The 19318-nt window shown below is 71.8% G+C and carries 17 protein-coding genes; 5 read left to right on the top strand and 12 right to left on the bottom strand.

Features of this window, described 5'->3' with window-relative positions:
- Positions 1-42: 42 nt before the first annotated feature.
- Positions 43-966, top strand: coding sequence for a DUF808 domain-containing protein (locus WMF33_RS09260; protein WP_437336807.1), 924 nt, complete (start codon positions 43-45; stop codon positions 964-966).
- Positions 967-1047: 81 nt separating this feature from the next.
- Here the strand turns inward: WMF33_RS09260 and WMF33_RS09255 are convergent, their stop codons facing one another.
- The 6 genes from WMF33_RS09255 to WMF33_RS09230 all read right to left on the bottom strand — a co-directional run bounded on the left by WMF33_RS09255 (position 1048) and on the right by WMF33_RS09230 (position 7391).
- Positions 1048-1476 (bottom strand): DUF3037 domain-containing protein, encoded by a 429-nt coding sequence (locus WMF33_RS09255; protein ID WP_437336806.1) that lies wholly within the window; start codon positions 1474-1476, stop codon positions 1048-1050.
- Entirely contained in the window at positions 1457-2341 is an 885-nt protein-coding gene (locus WMF33_RS09250; RefSeq protein WP_437336805.1) for a HipA family kinase, read from the bottom strand. Before WMF33_RS09250 ends, WMF33_RS09255 begins: the two co-directional genes overlap by 20 nt.
- 676 nt (positions 2342-3017) lie before the next feature.
- On the bottom strand, positions 3018-4217 hold the full coding sequence (locus tag WMF33_RS09245) for a hypothetical protein (RefSeq protein WP_437336804.1): 1200 nt from the start codon (positions 4215-4217) through the stop codon (positions 3018-3020).
- 311 nt (positions 4218-4528) lie between these two features.
- Positions 4529-4969 (bottom strand): hypothetical protein, encoded by a 441-nt coding sequence (locus WMF33_RS09240; protein ID WP_437336803.1) that lies wholly within the window; start codon positions 4967-4969, stop codon positions 4529-4531.
- A 383-nt stretch (positions 4970-5352) separates the two neighbouring features.
- On the bottom strand, positions 5353-6534 hold the full coding sequence (locus WMF33_RS09235; RefSeq protein ID WP_437336802.1) for a hypothetical protein: 1182 nt from the start codon (positions 6532-6534) through the stop codon (positions 5353-5355).
- Between the two features lie 386 nt (positions 6535-6920).
- A complete protein-coding gene (locus tag WMF33_RS09230; RefSeq protein WP_061625530.1) occupies positions 6921-7391 on the bottom strand; it encodes a hypothetical protein in 471 nt (156 codons plus the stop codon).
- A 171-nt stretch (positions 7392-7562) separates the two neighbouring features.
- On the opposite strand from WMF33_RS09230, the gene WMF33_RS09225 reads away from it, so the two are divergent.
- Positions 7563-8060 carry a hypothetical protein gene (locus tag WMF33_RS09225; protein ID WP_437336801.1) on the top strand — a complete coding sequence of 166 codons (498 nt, stop codon included), beginning with the start codon at positions 7563-7565 and terminating at the stop codon, positions 8058-8060.
- Positions 8061-8099: 39 nt separating this feature from the next.
- Here WMF33_RS09225 and WMF33_RS09220 read toward each other — a convergent pair whose 3' ends face one another.
- Together WMF33_RS09220 and WMF33_RS09215 are read right to left on the bottom strand one after the other, a co-directional pair.
- The gene (locus WMF33_RS09220) at positions 8100-9287 is read right to left on the bottom strand and encodes an MFS transporter (protein ID WP_437336800.1); all 1188 of its coding nucleotides are present in this window, start codon (positions 9285-9287) and stop codon (positions 8100-8102) included.
- Between the two features lie 156 nt (positions 9288-9443).
- On the bottom strand, positions 9444-9989 hold the full coding sequence (locus WMF33_RS09215) for a dihydrofolate reductase family protein (protein ID WP_437336799.1): 546 nt from the start codon (positions 9987-9989) through the stop codon (positions 9444-9446).
- 437 nt (positions 9990-10426) lie between these two features.
- On the opposite strand from WMF33_RS09215, the gene WMF33_RS09210 reads away from it, so the two are divergent.
- The gene (locus WMF33_RS09210) at positions 10427-11452 is read left to right on the top strand and encodes an NADP-dependent oxidoreductase (RefSeq protein ID WP_437336798.1); all 1026 of its coding nucleotides are present in this window, start codon (positions 10427-10429) and stop codon (positions 11450-11452) included.
- A 27-nt stretch (positions 11453-11479) separates the two neighbouring features.
- Here the strand turns inward: WMF33_RS09210 and WMF33_RS09205 are convergent, their stop codons facing one another.
- The 3 genes from WMF33_RS09205 to WMF33_RS09195 all read right to left on the bottom strand — a co-directional run bounded on the left by WMF33_RS09205 (position 11480) and on the right by WMF33_RS09195 (position 14851).
- Positions 11480-12727, bottom strand: coding sequence for an outer membrane protein assembly factor BamB family protein (locus tag WMF33_RS09205; protein WP_437336797.1), 1248 nt, complete (start codon positions 12725-12727; stop codon positions 11480-11482).
- Between the two features lie 27 nt (positions 12728-12754).
- Positions 12755-13987, bottom strand: a complete 1233-nt coding sequence (locus tag WMF33_RS09200; RefSeq protein ID WP_437336796.1) for a DNA polymerase IV — start codon at positions 13985-13987, stop codon at positions 12755-12757.
- 96 nt (positions 13988-14083) lie between these two features.
- Positions 14084-14851: an alpha/beta hydrolase family esterase gene (locus WMF33_RS09195; protein WP_437336795.1), complete on the bottom strand. Its 768-nt coding sequence runs from the start codon at positions 14849-14851 to the stop codon at positions 14084-14086.
- Between the two features lie 40 nt (positions 14852-14891).
- Here WMF33_RS09195 and WMF33_RS09190 point away from each other — a divergent pair, with 40 nt between their 5' ends.
- Positions 14892-15242 (top strand): hypothetical protein, encoded by a 351-nt coding sequence (locus WMF33_RS09190; protein WP_437336794.1) that lies wholly within the window; start codon positions 14892-14894, stop codon positions 15240-15242.
- Positions 15243-15349: 107 nt separating this feature from the next.
- On the opposite strand, the gene WMF33_RS09185 is transcribed toward WMF33_RS09190, so the two are convergent.
- A complete protein-coding gene (locus WMF33_RS09185) occupies positions 15350-16420 on the bottom strand; it encodes an alpha/beta hydrolase family esterase (RefSeq protein WP_437336793.1) in 1071 nt (356 codons plus the stop codon).
- 427 nt (positions 16421-16847) lie between these two features.
- Here WMF33_RS09185 and WMF33_RS09180 point away from each other — a divergent pair, with 427 nt between their 5' ends.
- A complete protein-coding gene (locus WMF33_RS09180; protein ID WP_437336792.1) occupies positions 16848-19310 on the top strand; it encodes a family 43 glycosylhydrolase in 2463 nt (820 codons plus the stop codon).
- The last annotated feature ends 8 nt before the right edge of the window (positions 19311-19318 follow it).

The following is a 19318-nucleotide window of genomic DNA, read 5'->3' as shown; positions in this document are numbered from 1 at the left end:
GCGGCGCCGCTCACCCCATCCCCCCGACGAGGACCTCACTCCATGGCCGGAAGCAGCCTGCTCGCCCTGATCGACGACATCGCCACCGTGCTGGACGACGTGGCCGTGCTGACCAAGGTGGCCGCCAAGAAGACCGCCGGCGTGCTGGGCGACGACCTGGCGCTGAACGCCCAGCAGGTGACCGGCGTCACCGCCGACCGCGAGCTGCCGGTCGTGCTGGCCGTGGCCAAGGGCTCGCTGATCAACAAGGCCATCCTGGTGCCGGCGGCGCTCGCGATCAGCGCCCTCGTGCCCGTGGCCATCACCCCCCTGCTGATGCTCGGCGGCGCCTTCCTCTGCTACGAGGGGTTCGAGAAGGTCGCGCACAAGCTGCTGCACGCCGAGCACGAGGAGGAGGCCCGCCACGCCGAGCGCGTGCACGCGCTCTCCGACCCGAAGATCGACCTCGTGGAGTTCGAGAAGGAGAAGATCAAGGGCGCGGTGCGCACCGATTTCATCCTGTCGGCCGAGATCATCGCGATCACGCTGGGCACCGTGGCGGACTCGAAGTTCGGCACGCAGGTCGCCGTGCTGGCCGGCATCGCCCTGATCATGACGGTCGGCGTCTATGGCCTGGTCGCCGGCATCGTCAAGCTCGACGACGCGGGCCTCCACCTGAGCCGCCAGGGCGACGCGTTCCAGCAGTCGGTCGGCCGCGGCATCCTGAGGGCGGCGCCCTGGTTGATGAAGGGCCTCTCCGTCGCCGGCACCGCGGCGATGTTCCTGGTCGGCGGCGGCATCTTGACGCACGGCGTGCCGTGGCTCCATCACCACATCGAGGACATGACCCGCGGCGTCGGCCCCGTGCTCGGCGCGGTGGTGCCGTCGCTGGCCAACGCGGTCGTCGGCATCGTGGCCGGCGCGGTGGTGCTGGGCGTCGTCACCGCGGTGAAGCGGGCGCTGGGCCGCGACGCGCACGAGCCCTGATCGCGCCCCGCGAGGGCGCCCGGCGCCTCGTCGCCGCGGCGGGGAGAAACGCGCCGCGCGAAGAAGGGCGCGCCGCGCGGCTCAGCCCTGTCCCGGCCGCACCAGGGCCGCGAGCAGCCGGTCGAGGGCCGCGGCCGGGTCGGCGCCGAGGCCGGCGTGGACGCGCGAGGGCTGGACGATGGTGCTGGCCGGGGACACCACCCAGCCGAAGCGCTCGGCCTGGGGGAGCCCGGCGACGTACCCGCACGCCGGATCGCCGGCGCAGACGCGGCGGATGAAGTCGAGGTGGCCGCGGACCGCCTCGAGGTCGAGCGCGGGCCAGAGGGCGAGCAGGCGCCGCTCGTCGGGCTCGCTCCGCGCCTCGAGGAAGCCCCGCGCGCGGCAGAAGAGGACCACCCCGACGTTGACGCGCTCGCCGCGCTCCACGCGCGGGACGACGCGCAGCACGGCGTAGTCGAAGGCGTCCGCGGCGTCGCGCGCGCGGGGCGGGCTACCGTCGGGTGCGGGCACCGAGCGCCTCCTCGACGAAGCCCCGCGGGGACGCGAGGCGGTGGGTGAGGTACGCGGCGTACTTCGCGCGCCGCGCGTCGACGCTCGGCACGCTCGGCACGCTCGGCGCGGCCGAGGGCGCCGGAGCGTCGCCCTCGGCGAGGCTGGTGAACGCCGACGCGCGCCGCTCTCCGACCAGCCGGACCGGCGGCTCCGGCTCGACGAGCCACGCGTCCGGGATCGCGGCGACGATCTCCGCGATCCGCGCGGGGGTGAGGCGCGCGCTGAGCGCGGCGTCGGCGGCGGCGATGTCGCGGGCGAACGGGAGCAGCGCGTGGTTCTTGATGAGGGGGAACCGGTCGGGCGCGTCGGCGAGCGGATCGGTCGTGTCGGTCCAGGCGTGGTGGACGTAGAGCGCCGCGCCGTGGTCGATGAGCCAGAGGCGGCGGTGCCACAGGAGCAGGTTCGGGTTCTTGGGGGTCCGGTCGACGTTGCTCACGAAGGCGTCGAACCAGACGACGGCCGACGCGAGCGCCGGGTCGAGCTCGGGGCCGACGAGCGGCTGGAACGCGAGCGACCCGGGCAGGTAGTCGAGCGCGAGGTTCAGGCCGGCGCTCGCCGAGAGCAGGTCCGAGAGCTCCGGGTCCGGCTCGGCGCGCCCGAACTCCGGATCGAGCTCCATGAAGACGATCTCCGGCACGGGCAGGCCGAGCGCGCGCCCGATCTCCCCCGCGACGAGCTCGGCGATGAGCGCCTTCGGGCCCTGGCCGGCGCCGCGGAATTTCAGCACGTAGAGGCCGTCGTCGTCGGCTTCGACGAGGGCCGGCAGCGACCCGCCCTCGCGGAGCGGGGTCACGTAGCGGGTCGTGTGGACGGTTCGGATCATACGGACGTTGGCGTCGCGGCGGACAGCGCCCCTCGGGCCAGGCGGCGGTAGTTGACGACATCTCGGCGCTCTGTGCCAGCGCGTCGCGCTCTCTTTCGGCGGACGGCTGCGGCTGGCCTCCGCTGGCGCGGCGCTCTCCGCAGCAGCGGTGTGCCGGCATGAGCCTTGCCAAGCTGCCGCGGTCGCGCCGCGCGACGGCGGTCGAGCCGGGGGCGCGGATGGCGGCCAGAAGAAAGAGAATCTCATGCATTCACGCATCTGGCTCATCGGGCCAGCGCTGCGTCCCGAGCGCCTGCGCCTCCGACGAGGATTGCCCGGTCGACTTCACCTGCGATATCGAGGCGGGCCAGTGCGCGCGGAAGAGCTGCGCCGCCGACACCGGCTGCGCTGGCTATTGCGTCGATGGGGTTTGCAGGGACGCGCTCGGCACGTGCGAAGTCTGAGAGCGCTCGCCGCGGACAGGCCGCCTCTCGCTCGCGAGACGACGCCGCGGCCTGCACCCGGCAGCTGGGGCGCAGTCGCGTCGGTCACATCGGTCACGTCAGTTGCGTGAAACGGAGCAGCTCGGTGGAGCCGGGTCGCGCCGGAGCGCGCGCCCGCGAGGATCGATCGAAGGCGGGCCGGGCGCCCGCTCCGCGCAGGAAGCGCGGGAGCGGGCGCCGCAGGCCCTCCTGGCTCACTCGGGGAGGTGATCCAGCCGCGAGCCCGTCACGGGCAGGTAGTCGCCGAGCAGGAATTCCTGCAGATCGGTCGTGAACTCGAACGGACCGATCACGTGAACGACCTCGCCGCTCGCGCCGCCGGCGCCGCCCTCGCCGCTCGTGCCGCCGACGCCGCCAGCGCCGCCGTCGCCGGTCGTGCCGCCAGCGCCGCCCTCGCCGGTCGTGCCGCCGATGCCGCCAGCGCCGCCGTCGCCGGTCGTGCCGCCAGCGCCGCTCATGCCGCCGATGCCGCCAGCGCCACCGTCGCCGCTCGTGCCGCCAGCGCCGCCCTCGCCGCTCATGCCGCCGACGCCGCCAGCGCCACCGTCGCCGCTCGTGCCGCCAGCGCCGCCCTCGCCGCTCATGCCGCCGACGCCACCAGCGCCGCCTTCACCGCTCGTGCCGCCGGCGCCGCCCGTGCCGCCACCGGCGCCGCCCTCACCGCCCGTGCCGACGGGCCTCGTGACGGTGATGGAGTCGACATAGACCACGGTCGGGTTGGCCCAGGGCCCCGTGGCGCCCGCATCGACCTTGATGCCGATGCGCCGCACCTGGGTCTTGTCGAACGCCTCGGCACCTTCAACGGCGGCGGCGGCATCGACGTCGATGGTGAGCTCCGTCCAGTCGCCCAGCGCGCTGAGGTCCGTCCACGCCCAGGGGACACCGACCCAGCCCTGGGCCCCCCCGTTCTGCACGTACGTCTGCACGCCACCGCCGGTGGCGGCGTGAGCCTTCAGGCGGTACGTGACCGTCGCGCCGGTCAGGTCGATGAGCCCCGGGAAGTCGAACTGGAACAGCGTCCCCGTGCTCGCCTCGGTGAGGGGCACGGCCAGCCGAGCGCAACCCGAGCAGCTCTCTTCCGGACCAGGACCGATGTCCGGAGCGGCGCCCCCGCCGCCTTCGTTCGTGCCGCCTTGGCCGCCTTCGCCGCCCTCGCCGCCTTGGCCGCCCTCGCCGCCTTGGCCGCCCTCGCCGCCTTGGCCGCCCTCGCCGCCCTCACCGCCGGACCCCGTGGTGGTCGAGCTCGCGCTCGTCGAGCTCCCCGACGTGGTCGTGCTGGACGAGGTGCCCCCGCCGGCGCCGCCGTTGCCGCCGTCGCCATCGTCGCCGCAGCCCGTGATGACGAACGCGCCGAACAGCAATCCACACATCGCCAAAGAAAGAACTGATCTCATCGCATCCTCTCTATCTATACCCATGAGGGGCCACGCGGCTGAGATCGCTGTTCGCCGTACCTGCTCTAGCCGTACCCGAGCTCGCTCCGAACCCGCCGCGCGGGCGCGACGTTATCCCGAAGCCGGAATTTTCTCAACGGCGCATGTGGACATTTCCGAACCGCAGCGCTCGGCGCGCCGAACGAGCTCGATCGTTGGCCGCGCCACCAGCGCGGGAGATCGCCGGAGCACCGGCGCAGAAAACAAGGCAGGAGCACGGACCGGACGCAGCGCGGCGCCTTCTCGGCGACGGCGTCAGGGGCGACGAGCGCTCAGGCCTGCTCGACGTTCTGCATCGGACCGCCGGCGGCGCCGGCCCCGACGTCGACGGCCCCGGCGAGCCCGGCGGCCGGCGCGGAGAAGGCGCCCCGCTGGGCGGCGGGCTGGCCGGGCGGCGCCGCGCCGATGTCCCCGCCGACCACGCCGAGCTCCGCGTCGAGCGCGGCGTCCCGCTGCGCCTCGCGCTCCCGATCGCGCGAGACGACGACCTCCGCGACCGTACCGACGAGCGTGCCGATCACCGAGCCGGCGACGGCCCCGGGCGGACCGGCGATCGCGCCCACCGCCGCGCCCGCCGCGGCCCCCGCGAGGGCCCCCGCAGCGGCCTTCGCGAGGCCGGAGGCGTGCGGCGGGACGCCCGCGGGCAACGGCGCATCGCCCCGGCGGCGCGCCTCACGATCGTTCTCGACAGCATCCAACGCGGTATCGTGCATGGCAATCACCCTCGCGGAGACCGAAGCCTCCCGCTGCGCGGGGGCGGCTCACGGTAGTTCCGTCATCTTGGTTCGTCAGTTCCTCGGTCCTCCCGGGTCAAAGCACGCACCGTGCCGCCGGGGGCCGCGCGCGGCGCCGCGCGCCCCTGCGCCTCCGCGGCGCGCCGCGCGGCGCGCGCGTGGCGCATTTCGCCCCAGCGAGCGCGTCGAGGCGCAGAGCGCGGCGCCCGCTCGAGGCCGCCCGGCGAGAATGGGATTCGGCTGGAAGGCGATCCGGTCGACGTCGCGAGGGAGGGTTCACCCGATCCGAAGGATCGATGCTTCAGCGCGCCTCGCGCGCTTCCGTGGTGAGGAGCAGCGGACGCCGCGGGGCTGGCCCGGGCTCAATCGGCAATGTGGAGCAGCGTCGAGCCTTCCACGGGCATGTAATTGCCGATCACCATCGGCTCCACGCCGGTCGTGAACTCGAACGGACCGACCACGTGAATCACCTCTCCGCTGGAGCCGCCTTCGCCGCCCGTGCCGCCTTCGCCGCCCGCGCCGCCTTCGCCGCCCGCGCCGCCCGCAGCGCCCGTACCGCCTTCGCCGCCGGTGCCGCCGGTGCCGCCGGCGCCAGCCGTGCCGCCTTCGCCGCCCGCGCCGCCGGTCCCGGCCGTGCCGCCCTCGCCGCCGGTCCCGGCCGTGCCGCCCTCGCCGCCGGTCCCGGCCGTGCCGCCCGCGCCGCCGGTCCCGGCCGCGCCGCCCTCGCCGCCCGCGCCGCCGGTCCCGGCCGTGCCGCCTTCGCCGCCCGCGCCGCCGGTGCCGGCCGCGCCGCCTTCGCCGCCCGCGCCGCTGGTGCCCCCCGCGCCGCCGACGCTGCTCGCACCGCCCTCGCCGATCGCGCCGCCCGCGCCGCCCTCGCCGAACTCGTCGCGCGTGCCCCAGGCGCCGCGCGCAGCGCTCGTGCTCCCGTCCTTCGTGACCGTGATGGAATCGACGTAGATGACGGTCGGGTTGGCCCAGGGGCCCGTGTTGCCCGCGGTGATCTGGAGCCCGAGCAACTTGACCTGAGTGGGGTTGAAGAACGGAGACGCCGGGGCCAGGGCGTCGACATCGATCGTGAGGTCCGTCCACTCTCCCAGGCCGGCGACCGGATTCCATGTATAGCCGACGTTCGCCCAGAAGAGCTCGGCCCCATTTTGCACGAACGGCTGCACGCCGCCGTTCGTGCCGGTGTGAGCCTTCACGCGGAACGTGACGACGGCGCCCGTCAGGTCGATCGCCTCGTCGAACCCGATGAAGAACTGCGTCGCCGTCCCCGCGCTCGTGAGCGGCACCGAGAGCCGCGCGCAACCAGGGCAGCTCTCGCTCGGGTCGGTGGTCCCGCCGCCGCCCTCTCCACCGCCGCCGCCGGAACCCCCCGTGCCCGTCGGGCTGCCGTTCCCGCCGGTCAACGTCGACGACGTGCTGGAGCCAGAGGGGCTCCCGCCAGCGCCGCCGCCGCCCGAGCCGTCATCGCCGCAACCCGTCGTGGCGAACGCACCGACCAGCAAACCGGTGACCGCCAAAGAATGAACGGTTCTCATTCAAGCCCCTCCTTGCCTTGAGCCTACGAGGCTGCGTGGCGAAGCCGCCGTTCGCCTTCGCGGCCATCACCGCACCCGAGCTCCTTCGCGGCCATCACCGCACCCGAGCTCCTTCGCGGCCAGCCCCACACCCGGCGAGCGTATCTGGTGCCGAGCGCTTTCTCAACAGCACGGACGGCCAAATCCGTCGTCGAGAACACAGCGCGATCGCGATCGCCGGTGGATCCGCTGCGGGGGCGACAGCCACATCAGACCACCTGCGGAGTCGAGCCCGGAGCGCAGCGCGCCTGCCGGCGCCGGCGGTCGAGCGATCAGGGCTGCTTCACCGTGGCGCGATCGCGCCGAGTCGAGGGCGGCGCCGTTCACGGGCCCCGCGCGGCGCGGGCTCAGCGCCCGCCCGAGGAGGGCGCCGCGGTGGGGTCGAGTAGCATCATGGCGATGGCGATGACATAGAACGAGAGGCCCACCAGCAGGAACGCGATGGCGACGCGGTAGATGGAGGTCTTGCGGTCGCGGTAGGCGAGCGAGACGAGGAGCCAGCCGCGCATGTCGTGGCCGGGCTGCTGGGTGAGCCAGCGGATGTGCTGGACCCCCCAGACGATCAGGGTCGCGGAGAGCAGCACGGTCGCCACGCCAGCGATGATCAGCCCCTGCGCGGCGCGGCTGGTGCCGGCGATGAGGCGCCCCGAGAAGCCGGTCGTGGTGATGACGATGCCGCACAGGCCGATGAGCACCTGGGCGCGGTTATGGAGGACGGCGAACTGCCGCTCAAGGATCCCGTGCACGACCTCCCAGGACTCGGCGCCGACGAGCTTGATGAACCGGTCCGCCTCTTCCTCGCGCGCGACGTTCTTCATGACCGACGCCGTAGCACTCCGGCGCCCGCGCCTCATGCCATCGCGCCGTCCATTCTGAGTATTCCACCCTACCAGCCCAGCGCCGGCCGGCGTGCGCGGCGCAACCATTGCGCGGCGCGGGCACGACCGGGCCTTGCACCCCGGCGAGCGGGCTGGTTAACCTTGGCGGAAATGACCTTGGAGGTCGGGCTGGTCAACGAAATCTGCGCCATGGGCTGGGTCGACCGGCTCTATATCGCCGTGTGGCGAGGAAACGGCGCCACCGAGGCCCACACGTTCTATCGAGAGATGAAGGCCGGTATCGCGCGCTTCGGGTGGGGAATCGGCCACCTCGCCGTCATCGAGCCTGGCACCCCGCTGCCGCCGCCGGACATACGAAAGATCATCGTGCAGGTCTTCGATGAGGTTCCCGGCGCGGTGGGCGGCGTGTCCGTCGCGTGCGAGGGGCAGGGCTTCTTCGGGTCCGCCGTGCGCAGCGTGGCGACCGGACTCATGATGCTGGCCAAGACGCCCGTCCCGTTCCGGCTCAGCGGGAGCGTGGTCGATTCGGCGGAGTTCCTATCGACGCGCGTGGCCGCAGGCGCGACGCCGCTCGAGCCGGCGGCGGTCGTCAGCGCGGTCCAGGAGCTGAGGCACCGGATGCGCACGAGGCACGCCAAGTCGGCTTGATCCGCGCCCGGGCGCGGGGCGGCGCGGGCGGCGCGCCGCTCACGGCTGCTGCGGGCGCGCCGCGCGGGCGCGGAACAGGCAGAACGCCGCGATGGTGAGCGCCGCCATGAGCGCGCCGGAGACCCACAGCACCGGGCGGTGCCCATAGCGATCGACGCCCATCCCGACGACGGGCGCGAGCAGCACGAAGGCGAGGCGGAACAGGAAGCTGCGGAGCGAGACGCAGCTCGCGCGATCGCCGTCGGGCGCGAGCCGCTGCTCTTCGTGGTGGAGCAGCGGCATGTGGAGGCCGCGCACGAACGTGAGCAGGAAGTAGAACGCGAACCCGAGCGCGTGATGGGAGATCGCGAGGCCGAGGTACCCGGCCGCCACCAGGGCGACGCACGCGAGCAGCGTCCCCGTCATGCCGAGGCGGCGGCCGGCGCGCTCGCTCAGCATCGCGCCGAGCGCGGTGGTGAAGCTGGCGACGGACCACATGGGGCCTATCCACGTGACCTCGGCGCCGGACTCGGTGGCGTACAGGGCCATGAGCCAGGTGGGCAGATACGACGCGAGCGCGAGCGCGACGCCGAGCAGCAGCACCGCGCGGAGGTCCGCGCGCTCGAGCAGCGCGTCGCGCACGATGGAGCGCATGCGGCCGAGGTGATCTTCGACCTTGGGCTGGGACCGCTGGGTCTCGCCGAACCGGAGGGCGATGCCGAGGGCGAGCACCCACGCCGCGACCTCGATCACGAACGGCAGGCGAGACCAGCGCGCGTAGAGGAAGCCGGCGACGAGGGCGGCGCTGCCCGAGGCGACCTGGGAGATGGAGCGCATGCGGCCGTACCAGCGGGCGAACTCGTGCTCTTTGCCCTGCTCGCGGAGCGAGTCGTAGAGCAGCGCGGAGTCGGCGCCCGAGATGAGCGAGAACCCGACGCCGAGCACGAGCTCGGCGAGGATCACCGACCAGAGCGCGGGCGCGATCGCGTAGAGGGACCAGCCGAGCAGGACGCTGGAGGAGCCGAGCACGAGGGCGCGTCGATGGCCGAGGCGGTCGGCGATGTAGCCGGAGGGGAACTCGAAGAGCGCGATGCTCAGGTTGAACGAGGCCTGCACGGTCATCATCGTGGCCACGCTCATGCCGATGTCCCTGGTCCAGAACAGCGGGAAGATGGCCGCCGGGAACATCAACGAATGCACGCCGTAGTAGGCGCAGATGAGCCAGGGGTTCCGCTGGACGGACGACATGACGGGAGGGGGGCGAGCTTACGACGCCGAGGCGCCCCGCGCGAGGCGGGTGTTCGTCGCGCGGCGCGGAGGCGTGGCTCCTCGCGCCCGCGCGGATCGTGCCAAGCACGAAAGAATGGCTCGGGCGTCCGACGTCGCGGGCCTGCGCGGAGCGCGCTATGCCGCGCGGCCGTATTTCACGTCGTACCTCAGGAGCTGCGCGCTGTTCGCGTACGGCTTCGAGCCGACCAGCGCCAGCGCGACCTTCCTGGTGCTGCCGCCGAAGAGGCGGACCCCGTGGCCGAGGACGATGGGATTCAGCTTGAGGACGAGCTGATCGATGAGCGCGTGATCCAGGAGGAAGCCGGCGAAGGCGCCGCCCCCGCAAAGGTAGATGTCCGCGCCGGGAGACGCCTTCAGCCCCTCGATGACGGCGACCTCGTCGCGATCGACGACCTGGACCTCGGCCCCCTCATCGAAGCGCAGCGTCCGCGAGAAGATGTGGTGCTCCATGTGCGGGTACGCCCGCTTGCCCGGGACGAGCCCGAAGGGATAACCCCACTCGTACGTCCTCTTCCCCATCAGGACGGTGTCATAGCCCTTCAGGCGCTCGACGTACTCGGCGACGTGCTCTCCCTCCATCAGGAAACCGTCGACCGAGCCGTCCTCATGCGAGATGAAACCGTCGAGCGACACCGCGACGTCGTAAACAATCTTTCTCATTCGATCCTCCTCGTTCTCGGAACCAACCTGCAGCGCGGACGAGCGCGTTCGTCCGCAGGCGCTGGCGGGACAGCGCCCTCACGGCACCACGGGCGTAGCTCCATCGCCGCGAAGAGGGCAACGGGCGGCTCGCCACGGACGGCCGTACGGCAGAGAGATGGCTTCAGCGAGGAGCGATCATCATGGACGCGTGTCAGGCGTCGGTGGCGACCCTAGCATGCACCCGCTCGCTTGCCCAGGGGCTCGAGCCCCGACGATTCTTACGCTCGCCCGCGTCGTACCCCGGGCGCCGTCGCGCCCCCAACGCACGAGAGCGCCTGTACGCCAGCGCACAACGCATGGCGTGGACTTGACCACGGCTGGCCGCGTCGGGGACCCCCCGTTGCCCTGCTGGTGATGCGCTGGTAGCGTCTCCGGCACAGGAAGGAGAAGATAGCATGAGGAGCGATGTGAACCGGTGCTGGCGCCTTGCCTCGCGTCCCGTCGGCCTGCTCAAAGACAGCGATTTCACGTTCAGGGAGGAGCCCGTCCCGGAGCCGAAGGCGGACGGGGACATCCTTGTCCGTACACTTTACCTGTCGGTCGATCCCACGCAGCGGATATGGCTCGCTCGCGACTCGTACATGCCGGCGGTCCCGATCGGCGACGTCGTCCGCGCCGGCGGCGTCGGCAAGGTCGTACGCTCGAACAGCCCCGACTTCGCGCCGGGCGACCTCGTCCAGGGCCTGCTCGGCTGGCAGGACTACGCGATCCTGACGGCCGGAAAGCGAGAGCTGCTCCCGGCCTCGAAGCTGCCGCCCGGCATACCTCCCGAGCTCGCGCTCAGCGTCTTCGGGGTCACCGGGCTGACCGCCTACTTCGGTCTGCTCCACATCGGCCGCGTCAAGGAGGGGGAGACCGTCGTCGTCTCGGGCGCCGCCGGCGCGACCGGGATGATGGTGGGTCAGATCGCGAAGGCGAAGGGCTGCCGCGCGATCGGGATCGCGGGCGGCCCCGAGAAGTGCGCGTGGATCACGGGGGAGCTCGGCTTCGACACCGCCATCGACTACCGCTCCGAGGACGTCGCCGCCCGGCTCCGGGAGCTCTGCCCCTCCGGCATCGACGTCTACTTCGACAACGTGGGCGGCGCGATCCTGGACGCGGCGCTCGCAGAGCTCGCGATGCGCGGGCGCGTCGTGCTCTGCGGCGCCATCGGCGATTACACCGAGTCCGAGTCGCCCCCCGGCCCGAAGAACTACATCAACCTGCTGATGCGGCGCGGCCGGATGGAAGGGTTCATCGTCACCGACTTCCTCGGCCAGGTGAACGAGGCGGTCTCCGACCTCGCCGGCTGGGTGAGCTCGGGCAAGATCAAGAATCGCGTGGACGTGCAGGAGGGCCTCGAGAAGGCGCCCGCGACGCTGAATCGCCTGTTCACCAGCGCCAACACGGGCAAGCAGCTCCTCAAGGTCGCCGATCCGTGAGCGCGCCTCGAGCGAGCGCCGGCCGAGCTAGAACTCGGTCCCGATCACGTACCTGAGCTGCCCAGTCTTCAGCGAGATCACGTAGACGGCCGTCCACGTGGCGAAGAAGACGTCGTTCGCCGACACCGAGATCCCGGACGAGACCTGCGACTTCTTGTGGACCTGCACGTCCCACAGCCGCTTGCCGGTGGCGCCGTCGAAGCAGGCGAGGCGCGTCCCCTGGCTGTGATCGTTCATGTCGTAAGGGACGACCAGGAGCCCGCCCTCGTAGGCCGCCTCCTCGGTCCCCATCGCCCTCGTGGTGAGCGGATCGACGCCGGGCACAACGTCCTTCCAGAGGACCTTCTTCTTGTCGACCGCGGCCACCATCCTGACCTGGCTGCCCTTGCTGCGACGGCCGAGCATGAACCGCGGCCCGGGGCCGCTCGGGACGAGCGCGTGGTGCGCCGACATGCCCTCGATCGCGTGCAGCTCGGGCAACCCGAGCTCGTCGAAGTCGGACCAGCTGACGAGCCGATACCCGGGCGCCTCGTCGGCGTTCGAGCTCGGGGCCGGCTTGCACCCCGCGCCCTTCGGGAGCTCGCGCCGCCTTCCGCTCGCCGGCTCCAGGCCGTGCTTCGCGTCGTCGACCGTCTCGACGACGATCACGCCGTCGCCCTGACACACCCGCCTCGGCTTCTCGCCGAGCGACGCCGACCACGACGGGGCCCCGGTGCGCAGATCGTACGCCTGCGCCTTGCCCAGGCCGTCGATCGAGATCACCCGATCGAAGACGACCGCGCGCCGCGCCTCGTGGCCGGCCGCGTCCTTGGCGAGGGCCCCCGTCTTCCACAGCTGCTTGCCGTCGCGCCCGTCGAAGGCGGCGATCCACTCCTCCCCGGCCGGGACGCCGCTCTTGCCGATCACATCCGGCGCCCCGTCGCCGTTCACGTCGGCGAGCATCGGCCGGTCCTTGAAGTGCACGCTGGGCCCGATGCCGAGGACGGGCCGCGCCCCGGACGCCGCGGGCGCGGGCTGCATGACCAAGGCGGCGACCGCGCCGGCGACGCCCATGGCGACGACCGCCCCCATCACGGCGAACACCGCGACGCCGGAGGACGGCGGCGCGACCCGGACGACGTGCATGCCCTGCGGGACCGGCGCGGTGGTCGGCTTCCTGCCGCGATCGATCAGCGACCGGGCGCCGCAGTACTGGCAGGTGGCGAAGTCCATCGCCGGCTGAACCGGCAGCGGGGCGCCGCATCGCGGGCATCGGGTGTCGACGATCCTTGCCATCGTTCCACTCTACACGAGCTCCGCGGCCTATTTCTTCTCCCGCGCGCCCCCGCGCCCGCTCTCACGCGCGCCCCCGCGCCCGCCCGGCCCGCGCTGGCCCGGCGGCCCGCGCTCCAGGAGGGCCGCGCGCGTGAGCCCCTTCCCGCCGAAGCGCTCGGCCACCTCGGCCACGACGCCCTCGAGCCGCCGGCGGCGCTCGGAGGCGACCGGGAACAGGCTCAGGGTCGCGCCGGCGGTCTCGCCCGTCAGATCGCCCGCGGCGACGCCGACGAGCCGCACCGGCCGCGACAGGTCGAACCGCGAGAGCAGCCCCCGCGCAGAGGCGTAGATCGAGTCCGTGTCCGCCACCGGCTCGGGCAGCTTCGTCTGGCGCGTGCGCAGCGTGAAATCCGAGTACTTGAGCTTCACCGCCACCGCGCGGCACGACAGGCCCGCCTTGAGCAGGCGCCGCGCCACGCGGCCCGACAGCTCGAGCAACCACTGCTCGATCGGCTCCCTGCCCCGGAGATCTTCCTCGACCGTCTCCTCCGCGCCGATCGACTCCGCGACGCGGCCCGGGACCACCGCGCGGTCGTCGACGCCGGCCGCGAGCAGGCGCACGTGCTCGCCCCACGCCGGGCCGAGGAGCTCGGACAGGCGCGGCGCCGGGCAGCGCGCGAGGTCGCCGATGGTCGCGAGCCCCGCCGCGCGGAGGCGCTCGGCGGCGCGCGGGCCCACGCCCCACATGCGCTCGAGCGGCAGCGGCGCGAGGAACGCGGCGACGCCCTCGGGCACCACGACGAGGCCGTCGGGCTTCTGCAGATCGCTCGCGATCTTCGCGGCGAACTTGCACGGCGCGACCCCGGCCGAGGCGGTGAGCCCGAGCTCGCCCTGGATGGCGCGCTTGATCTGCGCCGCGATCGCGGCGCCGTCGCCGAAGAGCGCGCGGCTCGCGGTCACGTCGAGGAAGGCCTCGTCGAGCGACAGCCCCTCGACGAGCGGGGTGAAGCGGCGGAAGATCGCGAAGACCTGCGCGCTCACCTCGGCGTAGCGGGCGTGCCGCGGCGGCACGACGATCGCCTGCGGGCAGCGGCGGAGCGCCTCGACCATCGGCATCGCCGAGCGGGCGCCGGAGGGGCGCGCCTCGTAGGAGGCGGCCGCCACGACGCCGCGCCGCGAGGCGCCGCCGACGAGGACCGGGCGGCCCCGCAGCGACGGGTCGTCGAGCTGCTCGACCGACGCGAAGAACGCGTCCATGTCGATGTGGAGGATCTGGCGCATCGCGGGGGAGCGATCGCACCCCGGGAGCGCGCCGGGATCAACCGGCCGCGACGCGCCGGCGCCTGCCCGGGCGATCTCCCCGGCGGCCGCGCCGGCTCACTCGAGCGACTGGAAGAAGCGCCAGGCTCGCCCGCCCGCGCCGGACGGCACGGAGTGGCCGCCGGGGTGCGTGCAGTACACGAGCGGCAGGCCCTCGTTGCAGCCTTGGTACTCGACGCACCCGTTGCCGAAGGTCGCCGACGGCATCGACTCCGCCTCGCAGCCGTTCCGGGCGCGCCAGAAGTCGCGGGTGGATTGTCCCAGCGCGGGGGTCACGGTCCCGTCGGTGTCGCCTTGCGTTTGAATCACCGCGTGCGCGGCGCTCGCGTCGCCGCAATTGGGCTGGGAGCCGTTGGGGCCCCACCCGGCGACCGGAGCGAGCCCGCGGAACACGGAGGAGCGCTCGCAGCCGAGCGTGTTCGTCATGAAGCCACCCTGGCTGAACCCGACCGCGAAGACGCGCTTCGTATCGACGCAGTAGTTCGACTTGGCGTGCTCGATCATGGCATCGAAGAACGCGAGGTCGGCGTCGAGGCGCGCCCGATTGGCGTTCGGCGGCTGACCGCCCCAGTTCGAGTCCGCGTCGCCCCACTGCGATTGGGTGCTCGGAGGCGTGGACCGCCCGTTCGCCGGCAGCCCCTGCGGGTAGATGAGCAGCGCTTGGTCGTCGGTCTCCTGGATGAGCTGGAATCCGCTGCCGTCGTGCGCGGCCCACACGTTGTTCATGTTCAGGCCGTGGATGCCGAAGACCAGCGGCAGCGGCTTGCTCGGGTCGTAGTTCTCCGGCACGTACATCAGGAAGTAGCGCGTCACGCCGCCGACCATCAACGTCTGCTGCGCGCGAGGATCGGGGCGCGTCGCCGCCTTGCCGCAGCCCGCCGACCCGCCGGGGGTGGCGCCGCCCGAGCCGCCGCCGCCGGCCGACTCGCCGCCCGTGCCGCTGGAGGTGTCCGCGCCCCCGCTCCCCCCGTCCCCTCCGCCCGACGTCGCGCCCGAGGACGTCGCTCCCGAGGACGTCGCTCCCGTGGACGTCGCTCCCGTGGACGTCGCTCCCGTGGTGGAGCCGCCGCTCGTGGCGGCGCTAGAAGACCCAGACGGGCCGGGATCGACGGGATCCGACTCCGACGAGCACGCGGACAGCCCCATCGCCACGCCCACGGAGAAAAGAACGCTCACGCCCAGTGCAGATCGACTCATCGAGACATCACCTCTCTAACGGACCGAGGATCGCCGGGGCCCGGACGATCACGGGTCGTCCGCCACGCTCCCGCGGCTGGTTGATGCAGACATCGTGCGCCGGGCGCACCGGGCCAGGCAGGGCTCTCAATACGTCGAGAACAGGCTCCAGAGGAACTTGGGCGCGAACGCGGGCCAGCCGTGATTGGTGCCGTTGTAGTTCGGGTCTTTGTGCTGGCACCAGTAGACCGGATAGTCCTGGTCGCAACCCTGGTACATGACGCAGTTCGAGCGCTCGTCCGTGTACCCTTCGACGGGCACCGTGCTCGCTTCGCAGTGGTTCAGCTTGGTATAGAAGTCGCGCGTCTTCGGGCCGTTCTCCGTCCCGACCACCGAGTCGTTCGCTCCGTGGATGACGACCGACGTGACCTGTCCGGTGCACCGTCGGGTGCCGGCGTCGAGCGGATAGTCCCGTACGTTCTTGGTAGCGCACGGGCCCACCGCGCGCAGCTTGTCCGCGTGCTCGCAGCCCAGGATGCTCGAGAAGTCGCCGCCCGAGCTCTCGCCCGCCGCGAACACGCGGGCCTCGTCGATGCAGAAGTTGTTCGTGATCTCTTCGTAGAACGGCTCGAAGAAGGAGACGTCGTTCGCCCCCCAGCCCGAGTTCGAGTTGGCCGGATGGGGGTAAACGCGGATCCAGGCCTCCTTGGGGCCGGTCGCCTCGAAGCCCGCGTTCTGCTCTGCCCAGTTGATCGGGTTGTTCGTCGGGTTGAACATGATCATCGCCGGATACGGCTTGCTGGCGTCGTAGCCGGTCGGCAGCTTCACGTAGTACTGGTGACCCGAGACGGTGAGCGGGCTCTGCGCGCTGCCCGTCTGCGGGTTCGCCTTGTTGCAGCCGGCGCTCGGCCGCGGGGGGACCTTGCCGTCCGTCGACCCGCCCGAGCCGCCGTCTCCCGGCGAGCCGCCGCTTCCGCCCGTCCCTCCCTCGCCGCCCGCTCCACCCGAGGACGCGCTGCCGGCGCCGGCGCCGGCCGTGGTGGTGCTGCCGCCGGTCGTGGCGCCACCGCCGCTGCCTGAGACGGCGGCCCCGCTCGTTCCGGCTTGAGGGTCGTCCCCCGACGAGCCCGTGCCGTCATCGCTGCACGCCGAGAGAGCGAAAGAGGCGACCAGGGCCGCGCATCGTGTGATTCGAGCGATAGCAGATTTGTTGGTCATTTGAATACCCAGGTGCGGCCTTGCCCTCGCTGGCAGCGTTCCACGAAAGCGCGTCCTCAGCGTGAGGTGGGCCATTGTGAGCGCTCACATCTCCGGTGTCAATACTTGTCGGTGGGACCGTGGATATCATCGATCCCGAGGGGAGAACAAGGCTGGCGGAGCTCCCCCGGAGCGGCGCGTCAAGAGAGCGGGCGCCGGACCGCGGTGGCGACCGGGTGTGCCGGACCGCCCGACGGGCATCTCGTCGGTGATGGAGACGCACGGCGCGCCGCCGAGATCGGACTTCCACTCCGGCGGCAATCCCATTAACATCTACAAACATCTACAGTGTGAGCGTTCACACCCGACCGTGGCCTGATCCTGCCGGGGCGACGCAAGGCGCTCCCCAGCACGAACCGGCTCAGCGCAGAACTAGGACATGACAACAATGAAGAGACCTATCTTTTCCATGACGGCGGTGTTCCTCATCGGCGCCCTGCCCGTCTCCTGCGGGATCGACGAGCATGTAGCGCCCCTCTCGTATCCGCTCACGATCGAGGCGACGGGCGACGGGACGACCGACCCGCCGCCCGGGACCTACCTGCACGCGCCGGGCACCGTGATCACCGTCACCGCGACGCCCGCTCCGGGGCAGAACTTCCTGGGCTGGAGCGGCGCCGATACAGGGCTGGACAACACGGCGACGTTCACCATGGGCATGGGCGGGACGCTGACGGCCACGTTCGGCGCCGCGTTCAGCCCGACGACGTACCAGAACCCGGTGCTGCCCGGCGATCACCCGGACTTGAACCTCTACCGGGAAGGCGACACGTTCTACGTGGTCGGGTCGAGCTTCCACACGATGCCCGCGTTCGAGATCCTGCGCTCGACGGATCTCGTGCGCTGGGAGCGCGTGACCCGGGTGGTCTCTTCGACCGCCGCCGCGCTCGACGAGCAGACCGGCCCTGGCAAGGGCACGTGGGGCGGCTTCATCGTCAAGGCCGGCGATGTGTACCGGGTCTACTACGCGATCGGCGCCACGCAGCATTTCTCCTCGGCGAAGAGCCTCGAGGGCCCCTGGTCGGAGCCCAAGAAGGTCGATATCTTCCCCTACACGCCGCCGGGGAGCGAGATCGCGTACGAGCGCAATACCGGCTCCGATAACTCGGTGTTCATCGATCCCGAGAGCGGCAAGACCTTCATGGTCATCAAGAACGGCCTGTGCAAATGGGACGCCGAGCACCCGAACGACTTCGGCATCAACCTGCTCACGGAGATCGATCCGGAGACCGGGATGCTGATTCCGGAGTCGACCGTCGATATGAGCTTCGTCAACTGGGACCAGGAGACCGGGGGCTGCGGGGACTTCACCAACCCTGACTGGAGCAAGTGGACCGAGGGGCCGACGATGGCCAAGCGCGGCGACTGGTACTACTACTTCGTGTCGACGCACACGGCCTGCGGCGGCCAGCTGCACGCCTGGGCGTCGAAGAAGCTGGTCGGCAGCACCGCCGAGGACTGGCACTGGCTCGGCTATGTGCTGACCGGCAAGGAGCCGTACGCCGGCTTGCAGCACGCCACCGCTCCGATCGAGCTCGAGGACGGCACCTGGTGGGCGCTCGCCCACTCCTACGACTGCACCGGGGTGGGCACCCAGGACTGGAAGAACGGCGAGTGGCAGGGGCTCGGCCGCGAAGGGCTGCTCCTGCAGGTGACCTGGGAGGAGCAGCAGGTGGATGGGGAGACGATCCCGGTCCCGAAGTTCCCGAGCGAGGTGCGCGATCTGCCGGCGCCCAAGCTGCCGCCGAGCGACGTGCCCTTCCTCGTGCCCGTGAACGACGAGTTCTCGTCGGACACGATCAACCCGGCCTGGACCACCTACGGAAGGTCGGAGGACAAGTACTCGGTGACCGACCGCGCTGGCTGGCTGCGGATCGAGCCGGGCGCCGGGAACACCACGCGGGTGGTGCAGAAGGACGCGCTGCACTCCAGCAGCATGACGGTGAAGCTGCAGTTCAAGCCCAAGGCGAACGGCGACGCGGCCGGCCTCCACGTGGGCAACGGCTACTGGGAAGACGAGCAGGTGATCGCGGCGCCGACGTGGATGACCAGCGGAGAGGGCTTCATGCTCCCGGCCATCCTGGAGGTCTCGGTGGCGCGGGTCATGGAGGACAAGAAGGACCGGATCCGGTTCTCCTTCCGCTCGCGCTCGGTGAAGCCTCCGGTCGAGGAGGGGGGCGCGTACACCGAGCTCGATGAGCCCGTCGTGGTGGGCGCGTCGGCCCCGGCGCCCGAAGGCGATACGGTCTGGCTGAAGCTTGTCCGCACCGGCCACAAGGCCACGGGCTGGTTCAGCGCCGATCGGCTCGAGTGGACGCAGGTGGGCGACGAGATCGACATCTCCACGCTCGACAACTTCTACGCCATGGCCCACACCTGGATCGGCAACCAGGCTGGGATGTTCGCGACCAACAAGCGCGCCGACTTCGATCTGTTCACGTACCGCGACGGGTTCACCTGGATCCCGGCCGCGGAGGCGAACCAGCAGTCGGGCGCCGGCGTCGCGTCGAGCAAGAAGGCGGGTCCGGTGCTGGACGGGCTGGAGAACGGCGACTGGGCCATGTTCGGCAGCGTCGACCTGGGCAGCGGCGGCGTCCACGCGAAGGCGATCCAGCTGAAGGCCTCGAGCGCCGGCCAAGGCGGCGCCGTGGAGGTCTGGATCGATCCGCTGGCCGGCGGCTCGGCCATCGGCACCTGCGACATCCCCGACACGGGCGACTGGGACAAGTGGGAGACCGTCACGTGCGACGTGAAGCCCACCGAGGGCACCCACGAGGTCTATCTCAAGGCGACCGGCGGCACGGGCGAGCTGATGCGCCTCGCGTCCCTGCGGTTCGTGCCGGCCAAGTGACGGCGCTG

The organism is Sorangium sp. So ce394 (assembly GCF_051474665.1).
In the GTDB taxonomy this organism is placed as follows: domain Bacteria; phylum Myxococcota_A; class Polyangia; order Polyangiales; family Polyangiaceae; genus Sorangium; species Sorangium cellulosum_D.
Note: the sequence above shows the minus strand (reverse complement) of the source record. Positions and strands in the feature narration are given on the sequence as shown.